Here is a 16,301-nt window from a genome sequence, read left to right on the forward strand (position 1 = left end):
AGCTTGAATGAGCTGATATATGAAGAGATTAAGGCGAAAATCATTAATAACGAACTCAGGCCCAATGAGAAGCTGGATGTGGATTTTCTGAGCAGTTCTTTGGGAGTCAGCCGTACCCCGGTCACCAATGCCCTGAAATCCCTGAATAAGGATGGGTATGTCATCATTAATCCCAGAAGCGGGAGTTATGTGCGGGAGCTGAGTAAGGAGGAACTACGCTGCATTTTCAATTTCCGAGAGGCGTTGGAGAGCCAGGTCATACGGGAGGTCATAGGGATTACGGACGTGGAGGTGCTTGACGGCTTCGGGGATGAATTCCGGAAACTGCTGGATATTGAGCCTGAAGGCGGACTGGATGCAAAGAAGCGTCTGGTGGAGGATTTTTTTGACATAGAAATGAGATTCCATGAATATCTGATTGACCTGTGTCCGAAAATCATTGGAGATGAAATCAAGAACCTGATTGATTTGACGAAACGGATTCGTATACTCCACATTACATATAATGTGAACAGTGCTCCGCTGGAGAAATTTCATTATGAAATCAGGATACACTGTGCGCTGATTGATGCCTTAAGACAGCAGCAGCTGGATAAGTGCATTGAGCTGATTGTCCAGGACATCCGCAATACAAAGAAAGAAATCATGGATTGCTTTGATGCGATTAACTAAATAAAATTACAAAAATGTAAATATGCATGTGACAGGATTTACATTTTTGTTTTTGCACTATGTGAAATTTTAGATTTAACATTTCAAGGAGGTAAAGGTAGGTATGAGTAATGTATTCTATGCAAATCTGGACAAGAAGTACAAGAGTGTGGAACGGGCAGAGGGGTCCTGGGTGTATGACACGGACGGAAAAAAATATCTGGACTGTGCTGCCGGAATAGCGGTTACCAACATCGGGCAGGGCATAAAGGAAGTTATCGATGCCATGTATGAGCAGGCTTCCAATGTTTCCTATGTGTATGGGGGAACGTTTACAAGCGAGGCAAAGGAGCGCCTGTCCCAGCAGATTATTGAGTTGTCGCCTGAAGGAATGGATAAGGTATTTTTCTGCTCCGGAGGCTCAGAGGCAGTTGAATCCATGGGCAAGATTGCAAGGCAGTATCAGGTAGAGGCGGGAAGACCGGGAAAATATAAAATCATCAGCCGTTGGCAGAGCTACCATGGAAATACAATTGCCACCCTGACCTACGGAGGAAGACCGTCCTGGAGAGAGACGTATGACAATTATCTGATGAAGATGCCTCACATTGCACAGTGCAACTGCTACCGCTGTCCATACGGACTGTCCTATCCGGAATGCGGGCTTCCTTGTGCGGAGGAGCTGGAGCGCATTATTAAATACGAAGGACCGGATACGGTGGCGGCATTTCTGATAGAACCCATTGTGGGAACCACATCCTGCGCTACCATGCCCCCGGTGGAATACATGAAGCGAATCCGTGAAATCTGTGATAAATACAATGTGCTGTTCTGTGTGGACGAAGTCATTACCGGCTTTGGAAGAACCGGAAAGAATTTTGCAATGGACCATTTTGGCGTTGTGCCGGATTTAATCAGCGTGGCCAAAGGCCTGGGCGGCGGATATGTTCCCATAGGAGCCGTTATTGCCCATAAGAAGGTGGTGGATGCGTTTGAGAAGGGCAGCAGGAATCTGATACATAGCTTTACCTTTGCAGGGAATCCACTGGTCTGCGCAGGAGCCAGCGCCGTGCTTTCCTATACCGTGAATAACAACCTGGTGGAGAGGGCTGCAAAGGAAGGGGAGGTTTTCCTGGGGAAATTAAAGGATGCCCTGGGCGATTCACCGGTGATTGGAGATATACGAGGCGTCGGAATGCTGATTGGCGTTGAGCTGGTGAAGGACCGGGAGAAGAAGGAACCCTTTGACCCTGGGAAGAATGTGTCCGGTTTTATTGCGGGCTATTGTTTTGACCATGGGCTGCTAATCAGTTCAGGGGTAACAGGGACCGCAGACGGCATATCAGGGGAAGCGCTGCAGATTTCCCCGCCCTTGATTCTGGATGAGGATGAGATGGACTTTGCAGTGGATATCCTGAAAACGGCTGTGCTGGAGGCGGAGCGCAGGTTTCTGTAACGTAAGGAGGAGCGTATATGAAAAAGTTCCATTTTGACCTGATAGTTTCTTCCATTGTACTGGTGGCAATGACTGTGGTAATCCTGATACAAATTGTGTTCCGTCTTATGGGCAGGCCTTTGTCGTGGACCGAGGAAGTGGCCCGGTGGATGCTTGTGTGGGCTACCTTTGCGGGCTCCAGCTATGCTTTTAAGAACGGCGGCCTGATTCGGGTGGACTTCTTTGTAAAAAAGCTGTTTAAGAAAAGAGGCAGAAGGATTACGGATATTGCCGCCATGGTGTTCATGACCGCATATTTTGTCCTGCTGGGGGTATCTGCGGCTACTTATATGCAGATGACAATTAATAAAGGCCAGACTTATCCGATTACAAAGGTACCTTATGCAATCACACTCATCTCCCTGATATACTGTGGCTTGTCCTGCTGCATTTTTGCAGTGAAAGAGGGGTGGAAGGCATACCGCTGTGAAGATACACAAGAGAAAGGAGGGAATGTGTAAATGTCCTCTTTGACCGTTACTATTATTTTGTTTTCCCTTCTTTTGCTTTTACTGTTCCTGAATGTTCCGCTGGTTGTCTCCATAGGTCTGCCTACAGCCCTTGTAATGCTTGGCAGCGGGATGAAGGTGGCAACACTGGCCCAGAGAACCTATGCGTCGGTTGATTCCTTTACCCTTATGGCTATCCCGTTCTTTATGCTGGCCGGAAAGCTGATGGAGGTTGGGGGAATGTCCAAACGGATTGTGCGTCTGGCCGATTGCCTGGTGGGATGGATGGCAGGAGGCCTGGCCCATGTAATTGTGGTGGCCTCTGCATTTTTTGGCGCGCTGTCCGGCTCTGCCGCTGCAACCACGGCAGCCATTGGCTCCACACTGATTCCCGAGATGAAAAAACGCGGTTATCCTGCAGATTTTGTGGCAGGCATCCAGGCGGTTGCCGGCGCTCTGGGAGTCATCATCCCGCCCAGCATTACCATGATTATGTACGGGGTCTGCTCGTCCACATCCATTGGCAAGCTGTTTATGGCCGGAATTGTTCCGGGAATTGTGCTGGCCCTTTTCCTGATGGTGACAATTGCGTACCAGGCCAAGAAGCGGAAAATCAGGCAGATGAATACATTTACCATGAAGGAATTGGGAGCGGCATTTTTAGATGCAATACCGGCGCTGCTGGTGCCAACCATTATTCTGGGCGGCATTTACGGAGGAATCTTCACCCCGACGGAAGCAGGTGCAGTGGCAGCTACCTACGGATTTTTAGCGGGCGCGTTCTGGTATAAGGAAATAAATCTGGAAAACATCGGAAGCATTATGGGAGGCGCCATTGTGAACACGGTTCTTGTCATGATAGTGGTAGGCGCATCAGGCGCATTCAGCTGGCTGCTTACCAGCTCCGGCGTATCCAGCCTTCTGGGGAAAGGCATCAGCTCCATTGCCAGCAATAAGTATATCTTCCTGCTGGTAGCAAATCTGATATTTATCTTTATTGGCATGTTCATAGAATCCGTGGCAGGTATTCTGATAGTTACTCCTATATTGCTGCCCATTGCCACTTCCCTGGGAGTAGACCCGGTTCACTTTGGGATTATCATGGTGGTAAATCTGGCGCTGGGGCTTACGACGCCGCCGGTAGGAGAAAACCAATATATTGCAGCAGCCATTGCAGAGGTTCCTTTTGAGGAGGAGGTCAAGGCGTCCATCCCGTTCCTGATTGCGGGTTTTGCGGCCCTTGCAGTCATTACATATGTGGAACCGCTTTCTCTCTGGCTTCCGGGTATCTTGGGAATGTAACTATGCAGCTGGTAATGTAACTGTGTGGCAACTGTTTAATGTATAACTAGAAGGAGGATTAAGGTTTGAAAAAACAATTGATTTCGATGGTTCTTATGGCTGCAATGACAGTATCCATGATGACGGGCTGCGGTTCGTCTGATGGAAAAAAGGCAGAGGAACCATCCTCTGGGAATCAACAAGCTGCAGAGGCAATGACAGGGGATGAGGGAAAAGCTGCTGAAGGAGGTGCGGATTATTCGTATCACTGGAAACTGGCAACCACGGAGAGCAGTGATTACTACATGACCCAGCTCTCCCAGGAATTCCTGGATATTGTGGAGGAAAAGACAGGCGGCAAGGTGACCGGCGAAGTCTTTGCCTCAGGACAGCTGGGAGGTCTGGTGGATGCGCTGGAAGGCCTGGAAATGGGAAATATTGATATAGTCATGGATGGTGTCAGCTCCCTGAGCGCTGTAAACGATATATTTAACGTGTGGTGTCTTCCGTTCCTGTATGACAACAAGGAACATCAGTACAGGTTCTGGGACAACCATTTTGATGAGGTATCGGATATGGTGGCGGAGCAAAGCGGCTTCCGTCTGGTGTCTGTCATTGACGGCATGAACCGGGAACTGGCATGTACGGTTCCGGTTGAATCCCTGGAGGACCTGAAGGGACTGAAAATACGTGTACCGAATATTCCGGGCTACGTGAGAATCTGGGAATGTCTTGGCGCGGCGCCCATACCAATGTCACTGAGCGAGGTATACACATCCATTCAGACCGGGGTGGTGCAGGGGCAGGAAAATGATATTGCCCTGACGCTGAGCCTGAAGTTCTATGAAGTGGCGCCTTACTGTGTCATGACGGACCACGTTGCCTATGAAGGCTCCTTCTATTTTAATGAGGAAGAGTACCAGTCCTATCCGGATGAACTGAAACAAATCATCCAGGAGGCCGGAGAGGAAATCAAGTTAAAGAGCCGCAGCATGATAAAAGAACAGGAAGCGGAGTGCATGAAGCAGATTGAGGACATGGGTGTCACCATATGCCGCCCGGATCTGGAGGAGTTTAAGAAAGCAACAGCTGTCATGTACGATGAGTATGATATGTGCGCGCCCATCATTGAGCTGGTGGATAAGGCAAGGAACGAATAGGATACGTGTATATAGAGTCCGTGAGCTTACGGGCTCTATATTTAACAGAAACTCTTTGAACGGAGGGATAAGTGATGGGGAGAGATTTTTACATTGGCTGTGTTGCGGATGATTTTACGGGAGCCGGTGATGTGGCGTCCTTTTTTGTAAAAGCAGGGCTGGTGACTGTCCTTTACAACGGAGTTCCGGAAGAGGGACAGACCGTGAGGGAGGGAACCCAGGCCGTGGTGATTGCATTGAAATCCAGGACCCAGGACAGGGGCAAGGCGGTTGCTGATTCCCTGCGGGCATTCCGGTGGCTGCTGCAGGAGGGAGCCAGGAAACTGTATTTCAAATACTGTTCCACCTTTGACTCCACCAAAGAGGGGAATATCGGGCCGGTGGCGGATGCCGTGATGGAGGAATTTAATTATCCCTATACAATTCTGTGTCCCGCGCTTCCGGTCAATGGAAGGACGGTACGGGGAGGAAAGCTTTATGTCAACGGTGTCCTTTTGGAGGAAAGCTCCATGCGCAGCCATCCCCTGACACCCATGGAGGAGTCGGAGATTAGCCGGCTCATTGAAATGCAGAGCCGCTATAAGGGAATCAGCATGGCAGGAAAGACCAGGGAACAGTGGAAGCGGGAGCAGGAGAATCTGTGCAGGCAGGAGGGCCATTGCTATCTTATACCGGATTATTATGAGGAGTCCCATGGAGAGGCGATTGCACGGGAGTTTGGCCATATTGCTTTTTACACCGGTGGTTCCGGGTTGGCAGAGCATGTGGGAAGGCTGATGGCGGAAACAGCTGCGGCGGACCGGAGAGAAGGCTTGGACGGGAGCGGGGATGAACTTAGAGGGAAGAAAGCTGATGGAAAGGATGAAGCGTGCTATATAGAGGAAACATGCATCAGACAGGAATCCTTACTGCTGGCGGGAAGCTGTTCCGAGGCAACATTGAGGCAGATTGACAGTTATAAGGAGAAGAATTATCCGTGCTACCGGATAGAGGCCGGGCGCGTCCTTGCAGGTGAGGAGACAGCAGAGCACATATGGGGCTTTGTGGAAATGCATCGGGGAGAGAATGTGCTGGTGTACAGCTCGGACCGTCCGGAGCAGGTGCGAAAGATTCAGGCAGAGGGCAGGGAAAGAGTTTCCTCTATGCTGGAACAGCTGGCAGCAGAGCTGGCAGCAAGGGCGGCTGCCAGCGGGTACCGCAGGATTATCGTGGCAGGAGGGGAGACCTCAGGCGCAGTCATCCAGCGTTTGGGGTATCAGGGGTTCTGGATAGGACGCAGCATTGCCCCAGGAGTGCCGGTGATGATTCCGCTGGAGGATACCACTATGCGCCTGGTACTGAAATCAGGAAATTTTGGCCAGGATGATTTCTTTAGCCGGGCAGTAAATGAGTTGGAGGGATAATTATGGATATTAACACAGAACGTCAGTTGGAGACAGCCGTGGAGATTGCCCATTCTTTGTTTGCCAGGGGCAGAGTGAGCGGTTCAACTGCAAACATCAGCATCAGGTCGGGAGATTTTATCTATATTTCCGGCAGCGGCACCAGCTTTGGAACCCTGGAAAAGGAACAGTTTTCCACGCTTACGCTGGATGGGGCTTATGTGGAGGGGGTAAAGCCCAGCAAGGAGTATCCGCTTCACGCCATGATTTACCGTCACAGGCCGGAGATGACAGGGGTGGTACATACACATGGTTTTTACTCAGTCCTCTGGTCCTGCCTGGAACATGAAAAGGAGACAGATGTGATACCGTCCTACACGCCGTATCTTAAAATGAAGGTGGGGACCGTAGGGATGATTCCCTATGCAAAGCCGGGAAGCCAGGAGCTTTTCCGGTACATGGAAGAACGGATAATGGACAGTGACGCCTATCTTCTGAAACAGCACGGCCCTGTAGTGGCAGGCAAGACGGTTCTGGATGCCTTTTACGGATTGGAGGAACTGGAGGAAAGCGCAAGGACAGCCTGGTATCTGAGGGGAGAACATGTTCCGGAATGCTGATGGCCGGATTCCCTGAAGGGGAACCGGGAGGAAGGCAGTCGCCTGGGAGGGCGGGAACCATACGGATATTCCCGCCCCAGGCGCGCCTGATTATGAAATACCTATTTCTTTCCGTAAAGGATTCCCAGCCCATTTAAAAGCCATGGGGCGCGGACATAGGCAGGAATGCAGGAAAGCTGTTCCGTGTGCGGTTCATAGTGAACTTCGCTAATCCCTTCCCTGCGCAGCTGTTCTGCAAATTCCTGCATATCCCCATAGACGGCATGCTGTTCAAAGAGGTCGTGGAACGCGAAAACACCGCCTTTTTTCACTACACGGAGCGCTTCACGGACAACCAGGCGTTTATCGGGCTGGGTTTTTACCTCATGGAAAACAAAGTTGCTGACAGCAGCATCAAAGTGCCCCGCTTCAAATGGAAGCCCGGAGGCATCGCCCTGCAGAAAGCAGATGGGTCCGGCCTGCTCCAGCCTGGCGTTCTCTTCGCATTGTTCCCTGGCGTAATTCCATTCCCTGCCCCAATAATCAATTCCCGTGAACGCGGCATCAGGCCATGTCTTTGCACACCGGATTGTCAGGGCTCCGGAGCCGCAGCCGATGTCCAGCAGCCTTCCTTTGCCGTTCCATGAAAGCTTTGAGAGCAGGTATTGGTGAATCTGTCCCATGACCCCTCCGCCTTCAAAGGAAAAGGCCCTTCTGCAGAGCTGCATATAGACGGTCATTCCGCCCATGAGAAGGAAGAGAAGGAAGGCGAATATGGATATAATCCGGCTTTTCCAGATAAGGACGGCTGCCAGGGCGGTCGCCAGGGTGAGGCCGGTGATACCCCACAAAACCTGCATCATTGTTTTGGGAATCCAGTTCCCATAGTTTGGTGTCTGATGTTTCATACTATTTCTTACCTCCTGCTTGGTTGTTTTATCCGGTCTGTACATAACAGCGGATATGTTTTGTTATGCAAAAGCCCGAAGGCGTCTGCCTCCGGGCTTTATAATACATCTTTTAAATTGTGAACCAGACTGTTGAAACCTCCGTCTGCATAGTGAGCCATTACATTATTTAAGAAAAAGGCCTGTTCCATTGTCTCTGCTCCTTTCAGTATGTCCATGGCGGATGCAATGCGGATTTGCACCAGCATCCGGATTACGTCCGCCCGGGGCTGCCTGCCGATGGCAGCTGCAAAGGCATCATTAAAATATGAGACCATGGTGTCAAACAGCCGGCAGGGGAAATCTTCACGGCTGCTTCCCTGGGATTTTTCCATTAAGACCAGCATTTCCCTGCGGTGCTTCAGCAGGAAATCCATAGTCATAAGGTCGTTCCCACTGAAGCTGGAGGGATTTGACAGCTCTCTTTCACACAGCTGGCTGGTCAGGCCGTTAAGCATTTGAATGACAGGGTCAACAATGGCGCAGAAAAGGGCGTCTTTATTTTCAAAGAAAAAGTAAAATGCTCCTGTGGTGACGCCGCAGTCAGCACAAATCTGCCGCAGGCCAGCGTACCGGTAACCTTTTTGGTAAAAATGCGCCAGCCCGGCCTGCATTAATTTTTCACGTGTTGAAGTAAGGGATGTATGTTCCATAACAATTGTTATGTTAGCACAAACTAACTGCTTGGTCAATCCCATTTGTGCTGCTGTTATGGATTATATTTCTCAAAGCCAATCCTTTATGAAACACAGGCCAGGGTGGGATTATGTTCCTCTTCCAGTATCCCTATCAGCATGTCCACATCCCTTTGCTGGGTTGCCCAATCCGTGACGAACCGTACCAGGGTGTGGTTGTCATCGTATTTTTCCCATAAGGATATGTCTGCTTTCCGGGCCAGCCGGGCTGCTGCCTCATGTTCCATTATAATAAATATCTGATTCGTGGGGGAATCCAGGAACAGGCGGTATCCGCATTTTGTCAGGGCGTCCCTGATTTGGTCGGCTGCCTCTATAGCTGAAGCACCGATTTTCAGGTAAAGGTCATTTTCAAACAGGGTGTCAAACTGTAGGCCCAGCATCCTTCCCTTGGCAAGGAGGGCGCCGTTCTGCTTAATAACAGTGAAAAAATGGGGTATCAGATTCGGCTGTGTTATCACAACCGCTTCTCCAAACAGGGCCCCGCATTTGGTTCCTCCGATGTAGAATACATCGCATAGCCTGGCAATATCCCTGAGCGTTAATTCATTTCGGGGGCAGGAGAGCGCATAGGCCAGCCGTGCGCCGTCCATGAACAGCGGAAGGCCGTTCTTGCGGCATACACGGCTGATTTCCTGCAGTTCACTGAGCGAATACAGCGTCCCGTATTCGGTTGGGTGAGAAATATAAACCATGCCGGGCATGACCATATGACCGCTGTTTGTATCCCTTCTGTAATCTGTAACCAGGCCCTCAATGTCCGCTGCCCTGAGTTTTCCGGACGTATGGGGCAGTGTAAGCACCTTATGGCCTCCCAGTTCAATTGCGCCGGCCTCATGGACACTGATATGCCCGGAACCAGCTGCAATTACGCCTTCATAGGAATGCAGGATTCCGCGTATGACAGTGGCATTGGTCTGGGTGCCTCCGACGAGAAAATGTATTTCGGCCTCCGGGCAGCCGCATGCCGCGCGGATTTTTTCACGGGCTGATTGGGAAAAAGGGTCGCTTCCATATCCCTGGGTCTTAAGCATGTTTGTCTCCATGAGACGTGTCAGAATAGCCGGGTGTGCGCCTTCCATATAATCGGAAGCAAAAGATGGTCTGCTGTGCATACAAAGTTCCATTTCGTTATCCTCTTTTCTCAGCTCCGGTGTGTAAAGGCAGCGGTTCTTTGCAGGGAACCGTTTCGTCCGGGAAGAAATCCTTATGGGGAGGTATTTCTTTTACACACCGAAGGCAGTATGTTCTGTTGTGTTTGACATGTCATTGGCACTATTGTACAATGTTTTTATGTATGACACAAAACCTGATTTATCATATTAATCATGATAAACTGTCATGGATGGAGGGAAATATGGATGTTACGAAATGCGAAGCCTTTCTTGCGGCTATTGACCATGGAAGCCTGACTGCTGCAGGTGTTTTCCTGGGATATACACAGTCTGGAATCACCAGGATGGTGAACGCCCTGGAGGAGGAAGTGGGTTTTCCTCTTTTTATACGTACAAAAAAGGGGGTGTCTCCCACGGAAAACGGAAAGGCCATGATTCCGGCCTTCCGGGAGATTGTCCGCGCCCATAACCATGCCCTGGAGATTGGGGCTGATATCCGCGGGATTTTAAGCGGCGCCCTGACCATTGGGAGCTATTACAGTGTTTCGGCCATGTGGCTGCCTCCCATACTGAAGCGGTTCCGGCAGCTGTATCCCAATGTCAGGATTAACATGAAGGAGGGCGGCAACCGCGAGATGACCCGCTGGCTCAATGAAATGTCCGTGGACTGCTGTTTTTTCGCGGAGCCTTCCGCCGGGACAATCTGCGACTGGATTCCCATCCGCCAGGATGAGCTGCTGGCCTGGCTGCCGAAGAATCATCCCAGGGCAGGGGATGGTTCATTTCCGCTGTGCGGGCTGGAAAATGAACCATTTATCATAACCATGCCAAATCAGGACACGGAAATAGACCGCCTTCTTCGGGCCAGGCACCTGACGCCGGACATCCGTTTCTCCACAGCAGATGCATATACAACCTACTGTATGGTGGAGGCCGGGCTGGGCATGAGCCTGAATAACAGACTCATCACCCTCAGCTGGTCCGGGGATGTGGTTACCCTGCCCTTTGACCCGCCGCAGTTTGTCTCCCTTGGAATCGGAGTGCCGTCATTAAAGGAGGCATCCCCTGCCATGAAGAAATTCATTGAATGCGTGAAGGATATGATGGGGGAGCTGCCGTAGGACGTGCAGCAGGGCATATGCAGGAGTCTTCCAGGGATGCTGCCGAAGGAATTATGGATACTGCGGTATGTAAAGTTCCGCTGAGCAATACAGACACGCCTTGCCTGCAATCATTACCCTCTCCCCGTCCATACGGCAGTAAAGCACGCCGGTACGCCGGGAGGCCTGTAAAGCGCAGAGTTCCTGCCGCCGCAGTTTTTCCGACCATAGTGGAATCACGTGGCAGTGCCCGGAACCGCAGACAGCATCCTCCGGCACCCCCATTTTAGGTGCAAAGGTCCTGGTCACGCAGTCATAATCTGTGCCTGGTGCGGTGATGTGAAACAGCAGTCCGTCTGCCTGGCTTATAATGGTCTGATTGGGCTCTGCATTATAAACCTGCTTCTCATTGTCCAGAACACATACCAGGTCCCGCCCCATCCATGCTTCCTTTGGGCGTACGCCGATGGCCTGTTCCATTATATCCGTCACGGGCACCGGAGTCATTTGATAAGCCGGCATGTCTATTTCATATAAATCCCGGTTCTGCTCCACAGTGAGAACACCGCTCTTTGTCTGAAATCCTACTGATTTGCAGCCGTCCTCCATAAACTGCAGAATGACATAGGCGGCGGCAAGGGTTGCATGGCCGCAAAGGTCAATTTCCCCGCCCGGCGTAAACCATCTGAGACCATACATGGAACCATTTTTTACCAAAAAGGCTGTCTCTGAAAAATTGTTTTCCGTGGTAATATCCATCATTGTCTGTTCGGGAAGCCACCTGTCCAACACACACACGGCGGCCTGGTTGCCTTTAAATACGGTGTCTGTAAAAGCGTCCACAACGTATTGCTTTATCGTATGCTGGATTCTTTGGTTTTGGGGTGAATTTTTCATCAGGTGTCCCGCTTCAGGACCTTTTTTATTCTTCCTTTCAATGTTCATTTCATTTCTCCTTTCATACCCCCGCCGAGTGTGTCTGTCATGATGCCCGTCTGCTGTTTTGTATCCGGACTTCTGTTTTACGGGCTGTTTTCTGTATCATATCCAACAAACCTTCTAAATCCGTTCGCCCTGTCAGCGGGTTCATCAGCGCGACGCGCATATAGTATCTGCCGCGGATTCTTGTGTTTACAATATAATAGGTTCCGTCCCGCATCAGTTCTTCAGAAATTATCCGGTTGATTTCATCAGCATTTCCCCGAGCCGGCAGATAGCGGAAGCAGACTATATTGCTTGTGGGCTCCATGGCCAGTTCCATGTTTTCCTGGCGTTTTATCAGCTCCGCAAAATCCATTCCCATATCGTAAAGTGTGTCTACATTTTGCCGGTAAATGTCATTGCCGTAAAGCCGCAGGATGGCATAGGTGCTGATAATTGTAAGCGGCTTAGTACACTCCATGGTGTGTTTGGCTGAATTATACCATTCCTCGGAGAGCTGGTCCTGCCACAGATACGCTGCCTTAGGAGAAAATTCATTGATTGTCCGGCGGCCTGCATTGTAAATTACTGCTGTGGAAAGGGCCGGGGCCATCATCATTTTATGGAAATCCACAATCAGGGAGTCGGAGCGCTGGATGCCGTGGAGAAGGTGTCTGTATTTTTCTGAGAAAATAGCTGCTCCTCCATGTGCTCCGTCCACATGGAACCAGATACTATGTGCCTGGGAAAAGCCGGCCATGGCGTCCAGGTCATCGTACGCCCCCACTGAGGTTGTGCAGGCACATCCCACAACGCAGAAGACCAGTTTTCCGTCAGAGACAGCTTTCTGGTAATATTCCTCCAGCAGGTCTGTGCGGATGGCGAAATCATGGCCAGCAGGTACCTTGATGATGTTCTCACTGCGTATTCCCATGACCCTGGCGGCCCGTTCCACACTGTAGTGGGCTTCTGCGGAAACCATGACAGCCAGCCTGTAATAGTCCTGCTCCTCTATGCCGGATGAGGTGCGGGCAGTGACCAGGGCGGTAAGATTCCCCATGGACCCGCCTGAGGTGATGACGCCTGTAGCACCGGGGCCGTATCCGTATGTTTCGGCCAGATGGGTTATCACCACTTTTTCCATGGCATTTCCCACCATGCCAAGCTCATATACCGTGGTACAGTTGCTCATGTACGCAATGAGGGCGGAAGTCAGGGCAGTGACCGGTGCGGGTACCGCTACCTGATGCCCCATATAGCCTTTGCTGTGAAAGTTGATGGAATGGGATAGAATTTTTTCCGCCAGTTCCGGCAGCCCGGCAGGAGCTGGCCCGGACAGTTCATCCTGCCAAAAACGCAGCTGTTCTTCCGGGGACTGCCAGCGGATGGTATGCGGTGATTCTGTATCCCTGGAATTCTTTAATTCTGCTGCAATTATATCAATGAGCTTGTGTCCATCCCTCTGAAAGGCTTCTTCTGAGTAAACCCGGGACAGCGGGTTTTCGGTCTGTTTCATCTGATATGCTTCCTCCTTTAACTTTGCTTGACTTTATGATAACAATTGAAGTAAAATAAGTAAAACGAATGTTTCTAATAATAACATAAGAGAAAGCGATTTGTAGACAATGAACCGATATCTTGCACTTCAGAAAATCGTAGAAATGGGAAGCTTTACAAAGGCAGCGGAAGTCCTGGGCTATACCCAGTCCTCCATCAGCCAGATGGTGGCCTCGCTGGAAAGCGAGCTTTCAATTAAGCTCCTGAACCGTTCCCGCACAGGCGTGAAACTGACCATTGAAGGGGCGCAGCTGTATCCTTTTATTGAGCGAACCATTTTACAGTACAGGGCCATGCAGGAAAAGGCAAACGAAATAAAGGGGCTGGAAACCGGAATCATCCGTGTGGGGACCATTTCCAGCATAACATGCCACTGGATGCCGCGGCTGATTAAAGGGTTTCAGGAAATTTATCCAAAGGTCCAGTTTCTGTTCCACCAGGGGGATTACAGCTCCATCCAGGAATGGATTAAGACAGGAGCCGTGGATTTTGGGTTTGTGTCTCCTTATGCAGTGACGGATTTGGAGGTTATATCCATCAAGAATGGGGAAATGCTGGCAGTGCTGCCGGAGCATCATCCCTTGGCTGCACAGGACAGGGTCCGGTTGGAGGAGCTTACAGGAGAACCCTTTATTCTTCTGGAAGAAGGACTTTACAGCGAACCGCTTGCCGCCTTTGAGCAGGCAGGCTTTACCGCTGATATTAAGTATACCATCCATGACGATTATGCCATTATGACCATGGTTGAGGCAGGACTAGGTATCAGTATTCTAGCGGAGCTGGTGCTCCGGCGCACCAATTATCATATTGTCTGCAGACCCATTGAGCCATCCGTATGCCGTACCATTGGGGTTGCCTATAAAGACAAGAACAGTCTGCCTGTTGCCAGTAAATATTTTATTGAATTTCTGACAGAAAATAGGGAGGAGCTGCCCTAGGGGCGGCTAGGGAAAATTTGGGGGTTGTCAGCATCAAGAACGAAGTCTCTCCTATTAAATCCGAAGATGATTTTACGTCGTCCCTTATCCCCCCCATTCCTTGATTTCGCGTTAAGATTTTGTTATAATATGTCTGTATACAAGGAATAAAGCGCTTTCATGCGTGCTGATGGACCGCTTTAAGGGTCGAAAGGAGATAATGTTCTCCATGTTGGATATTCTGTACCGCCCCAAGAAAAACAAGTCCTATAAGAACATAGACGGTAAGGTGAGATTCACGCGTTCCCTTCGGTTTAAGCTAATTGCAATAAATGTAATATGCACCTTGATACCAACTATCATTATAACTCTTTTCTGCATTTCATATTTTAAGCAGCAGACGCAGATTGAAGCAGATGTATTGGTAAGCAATACTCTGAAATCTGTATCTCAGAATATTTATTCTTATATCTCCGAACTAGAAAGATTGATGACAACAGTTGGATATGATAAAAAGGTACTAAACACATTAGAAGAAAATAATCTGGATGATGTCAGAGCCTTTTCCGGTGGAAACGACTGTTTTAAGTCCCATGATATCGAAAACTATTTAAAAACTTCAGGAAAAAATCTGCTGAGTATTATTGTGCAAAACCAGGATGGGGGGCTGCAGTACTTTAATAAAAATGTAAATGTAGACCTGGACCTCAGCCGTATATACCCATCTTCCCCCTATGATGATTTGGTTTCCCAAATCGCGTTTCCCAAGGAACCGTTTACCTTCATTGGTGCTCATGAACCGGATTATTTTACTTACTCTGCTAATAAGCAGGTGTTTTCGGTTGTCCAGTCCATGAAGCATCCGTATAAGGCCGGCAGTAAGATATTTATCATGGCAGATACGGATATTGCTTTTTTTCAGGATTTGTTTACTGATTTGAAGTTTAACGGTCCTTCCATGTCGTTGGTTTTAGATGAAGGCGGTGAAGTTGTCTATTCAGACAGTCCTGTTTCCAGTGAAATACAGGGACTGATTCAGCAGGGTGAGCGTGTAATCAGCGTGGAAGGAACAACCTACAGGGTCTTTTTACAGGCCATTATTCCTTCGGGTTGGAAAGTGGTTATTTTGCTCAGTGACAGCACGCTCAGGGAGAAGATACGGTGGATTTGTACCATTAATACCATGGTGGCTGTTCTTGTGATTATAATTACATCATTAATGTTTACGACGCTGTCTAATAGCATAACGAATTCGTTTCGGGAAATGACTCATGTTATGCGGCACGTTAAAAATGGCAATTTAAATATTAGCTGCACCGTGTATGGAGAAGATGAATTATCGGAACTGAAACGTTCCCTGAACAATATGATTCAGAAGTTGAATAATTATATTGATAAAGAATATAAACTTTTATTGAGCCAGCGCAATGCAGAATATCGCGCATTGCAGTCCCAGATTCAGCCGCACTTTTTATATAACGTTCTGAACGGATTTTTATGGCTCAATCGAGAGGGACAGCGGGATGTTCTGGAAAACTCAATTATAAATCTGTCAGGACTTATGAGATATACTTTGGGAAATGATACCATGGTTACCATTGAGCAGGAGTTCAACTTTTTGCATAATTACTGTGAGCTTCAAAAACTCCGCTTTGAGGAAAGAATGAATTTTAGTATTTTTTGTGCTGACACTGTATCAGACTTTAAAATTCCCAAATTAATGCTTCAGCCATTAGTTGAAAACTCGGTGATACATGCTGTGGAACCATCAGACAGAACGTGCAGTATCATAATTAATGCCTGTATGGTCAAAGGAGAAGAGGATTCTTATGTACATATCACTATTGCTGATGATGGAGAAGGATTTGATATAAGTCAAGTAAACCAGGGGAACAGTGTTGGTATTTCAAATGTAAGGGAAAGATTAAAGCTGGCATATGCCCGCAGTTCATTTGATATAGACAGCAGGCCGAAGTCAGGTACTTGCATCAGTATTAAAGTATTTATGGACGATATTCATACACTTGATTAA

Annotated in this window: 15 protein-coding genes; 10 read left to right on the forward strand and 5 right to left on the reverse strand. The window is 49.0% G+C overall.

Annotated elements, in window-relative coordinates; genetic code table 11:
• Positions 1–3: 3 nt before the first annotated feature.
• From I2H39_RS21360 to I2H39_RS21390, 7 genes are all read left to right on the forward strand, one after another.
• Positions 4–672, forward strand: a complete 669-nt coding sequence (locus I2H39_RS21360; RefSeq protein WP_240305586.1) for a GntR family transcriptional regulator — start codon at positions 4–6, stop codon at positions 670–672.
• Positions 673–775: 103 nt separating this feature from the next.
• Complete coding sequence (locus I2H39_RS21365; RefSeq protein ID WP_138309133.1) at positions 776–2,107, forward strand: aspartate aminotransferase family protein; 1,332 nt, start codon at positions 776–778, stop codon at positions 2,105–2,107.
• A gap of 17 nt (positions 2,108–2,124) precedes the next feature.
• Positions 2,125–2,607 (forward strand): TRAP transporter small permease, encoded by a 483-nt coding sequence (locus I2H39_RS21370; RefSeq protein ID WP_138309134.1) that lies wholly within the window; start codon positions 2,125–2,127, stop codon positions 2,605–2,607.
• Entirely contained in the window at positions 2,608–3,897 is a 1,290-nt protein-coding gene (locus I2H39_RS21375; RefSeq protein ID WP_138309135.1) for a TRAP transporter large permease, read from the forward strand.
• Between the two features lie 65 nt (positions 3,898–3,962).
• Positions 3,963–5,036 (forward strand): TRAP transporter substrate-binding protein, encoded by a 1,074-nt coding sequence (dctP, locus tag I2H39_RS21380; RefSeq protein ID WP_195627475.1) that lies wholly within the window; start codon positions 3,963–3,965, stop codon positions 5,034–5,036.
• A gap of 74 nt (positions 5,037–5,110) precedes the next feature.
• Positions 5,111–6,439 (forward strand): 3-oxo-tetronate kinase, encoded by a 1,329-nt coding sequence (otnK, locus tag I2H39_RS21385; RefSeq protein ID WP_195627476.1) that lies wholly within the window; start codon positions 5,111–5,113, stop codon positions 6,437–6,439.
• 2 nt (positions 6,440–6,441) lie between these two features.
• On the forward strand, positions 6,442–7,038 hold the full coding sequence (locus I2H39_RS21390) for a class II aldolase/adducin family protein (RefSeq protein ID WP_195627477.1): 597 nt from the start codon (positions 6,442–6,444) through the stop codon (positions 7,036–7,038).
• A gap of 101 nt (positions 7,039–7,139) precedes the next feature.
• On the opposite strand, the gene I2H39_RS21395 is transcribed toward I2H39_RS21390, so the two are convergent.
• The 3 genes from I2H39_RS21395 to I2H39_RS21405 form a co-directional block, all read right to left on the reverse strand.
• Positions 7,140–7,925: a class I SAM-dependent methyltransferase gene (locus tag I2H39_RS21395; RefSeq protein WP_195627478.1), complete on the reverse strand. Its 786-nt coding sequence runs from the start codon at positions 7,923–7,925 to the stop codon at positions 7,140–7,142.
• A gap of 98 nt (positions 7,926–8,023) precedes the next feature.
• Complete coding sequence (locus I2H39_RS21400; RefSeq protein WP_195627479.1) at positions 8,024–8,662, reverse strand: TetR/AcrR family transcriptional regulator; 639 nt, start codon at positions 8,660–8,662, stop codon at positions 8,024–8,026.
• A gap of 41 nt (positions 8,663–8,703) precedes the next feature.
• On the reverse strand, positions 8,704–9,774 hold the full coding sequence (locus I2H39_RS21405) for a beta-eliminating lyase-related protein (RefSeq protein ID WP_347708601.1): 1,071 nt from the start codon (positions 9,772–9,774) through the stop codon (positions 8,704–8,706).
• Between the two features lie 242 nt (positions 9,775–10,016).
• Here I2H39_RS21405 and I2H39_RS21410 point away from each other — a divergent pair, with 242 nt between their 5' ends.
• Positions 10,017–10,895: a LysR family transcriptional regulator gene (locus I2H39_RS21410; protein ID WP_138309140.1), complete on the forward strand. Its 879-nt coding sequence runs from the start codon at positions 10,017–10,019 to the stop codon at positions 10,893–10,895.
• A gap of 51 nt (positions 10,896–10,946) precedes the next feature.
• On the opposite strand, the gene I2H39_RS21415 is transcribed toward I2H39_RS21410, so the two are convergent.
• Both I2H39_RS21415 and I2H39_RS21420 read right to left on the reverse strand, forming a co-directional pair.
• Positions 10,947–11,819, reverse strand: coding sequence for a PhzF family phenazine biosynthesis protein (locus I2H39_RS21415; protein WP_330641022.1), 873 nt, complete (start codon positions 11,817–11,819; stop codon positions 10,947–10,949).
• 37 nt (positions 11,820–11,856) lie between these two features.
• Positions 11,857–13,311 (reverse strand): pyridoxal-dependent decarboxylase, encoded by a 1,455-nt coding sequence (locus tag I2H39_RS21420; protein ID WP_195627481.1) that lies wholly within the window; start codon positions 13,309–13,311, stop codon positions 11,857–11,859.
• A gap of 109 nt (positions 13,312–13,420) precedes the next feature.
• Between I2H39_RS21420 and I2H39_RS21425 the strand changes: the two genes are divergently transcribed.
• Both I2H39_RS21425 and I2H39_RS21430 read left to right on the forward strand, forming a co-directional pair.
• Complete coding sequence (locus tag I2H39_RS21425) at positions 13,421–14,290, forward strand: LysR family transcriptional regulator (protein ID WP_195627482.1); 870 nt, start codon at positions 13,421–13,423, stop codon at positions 14,288–14,290.
• A 208-nt stretch (positions 14,291–14,498) separates the two neighbouring features.
• A complete protein-coding gene (locus I2H39_RS21430) occupies positions 14,499–16,301 on the forward strand; it encodes a sensor histidine kinase (RefSeq protein ID WP_195627483.1) in 1,803 nt (600 codons plus the stop codon).

It is taken from the genome of Clostridium sp. 1001283B150225_161107_B6 (assembly GCF_015556325.1).
Lineage (GTDB): Bacteria > Bacillota > Clostridia > Lachnospirales > Lachnospiraceae > Enterocloster.

What these genes read in the sequence shown, in the direction of transcription:
- I2H39_RS21365 (WP_138309133.1), top strand. Translation starts at nt 776, where the DNA reads ATGAGTAATGTATTCTATGCAAATCTGGACAAGAAGTACAAGAGTGTG.
- I2H39_RS21370 (WP_138309134.1), top strand. Translation starts at nt 2,125, where the DNA reads ATGAAAAAGTTCCATTTTGACCTGATAGTTTCTTCCATTGTACTGGTG.
- I2H39_RS21375 (WP_138309135.1), top strand. Translation starts at nt 2,608, where the DNA reads ATGTCCTCTTTGACCGTTACTATTATTTTGTTTTCCCTTCTTTTGCTT.
- otnK (WP_195627476.1), top strand. Translation starts at nt 5,111, where the DNA reads ATGGGGAGAGATTTTTACATTGGCTGTGTTGCGGATGATTTTACGGGA.
- I2H39_RS21390 (WP_195627477.1), top strand. Translation starts at nt 6,442, where the DNA reads ATGGATATTAACACAGAACGTCAGTTGGAGACAGCCGTGGAGATTGCC.
- I2H39_RS21395 (WP_195627478.1), bottom strand. Translation starts at nt 7,925, where the DNA reads ATGAAACATCAGACACCAAACTATGGGAACTGGATTCCCAAAACAATG.
- I2H39_RS21400 (WP_195627479.1), bottom strand. Translation starts at nt 8,662, where the DNA reads ATGGGATTGACCAAGCAGTTAGTTTGTGCTAACATAACAATTGTTATG.
- I2H39_RS21405 (WP_347708601.1), bottom strand. Translation starts at nt 9,774, where the DNA reads ATGCACAGCAGACCATCTTTTGCTTCCGATTATATGGAAGGCGCACAC.
- I2H39_RS21410 (WP_138309140.1), top strand. Translation starts at nt 10,017, where the DNA reads ATGGATGTTACGAAATGCGAAGCCTTTCTTGCGGCTATTGACCATGGA.
- I2H39_RS21415 (WP_330641022.1), bottom strand. Translation starts at nt 11,819, where the DNA reads ATGAACATTGAAAGGAAGAATAAAAAAGGTCCTGAAGCGGGACACCTG.
- I2H39_RS21420 (WP_195627481.1), bottom strand. Translation starts at nt 13,311, where the DNA reads ATGAAACAGACCGAAAACCCGCTGTCCCGGGTTTACTCAGAAGAAGCC.
- I2H39_RS21425 (WP_195627482.1), top strand. Translation starts at nt 13,421, where the DNA reads ATGAACCGATATCTTGCACTTCAGAAAATCGTAGAAATGGGAAGCTTT.
- I2H39_RS21430 (WP_195627483.1), top strand. Translation starts at nt 14,499, where the DNA reads ATGTTGGATATTCTGTACCGCCCCAAGAAAAACAAGTCCTATAAGAAC.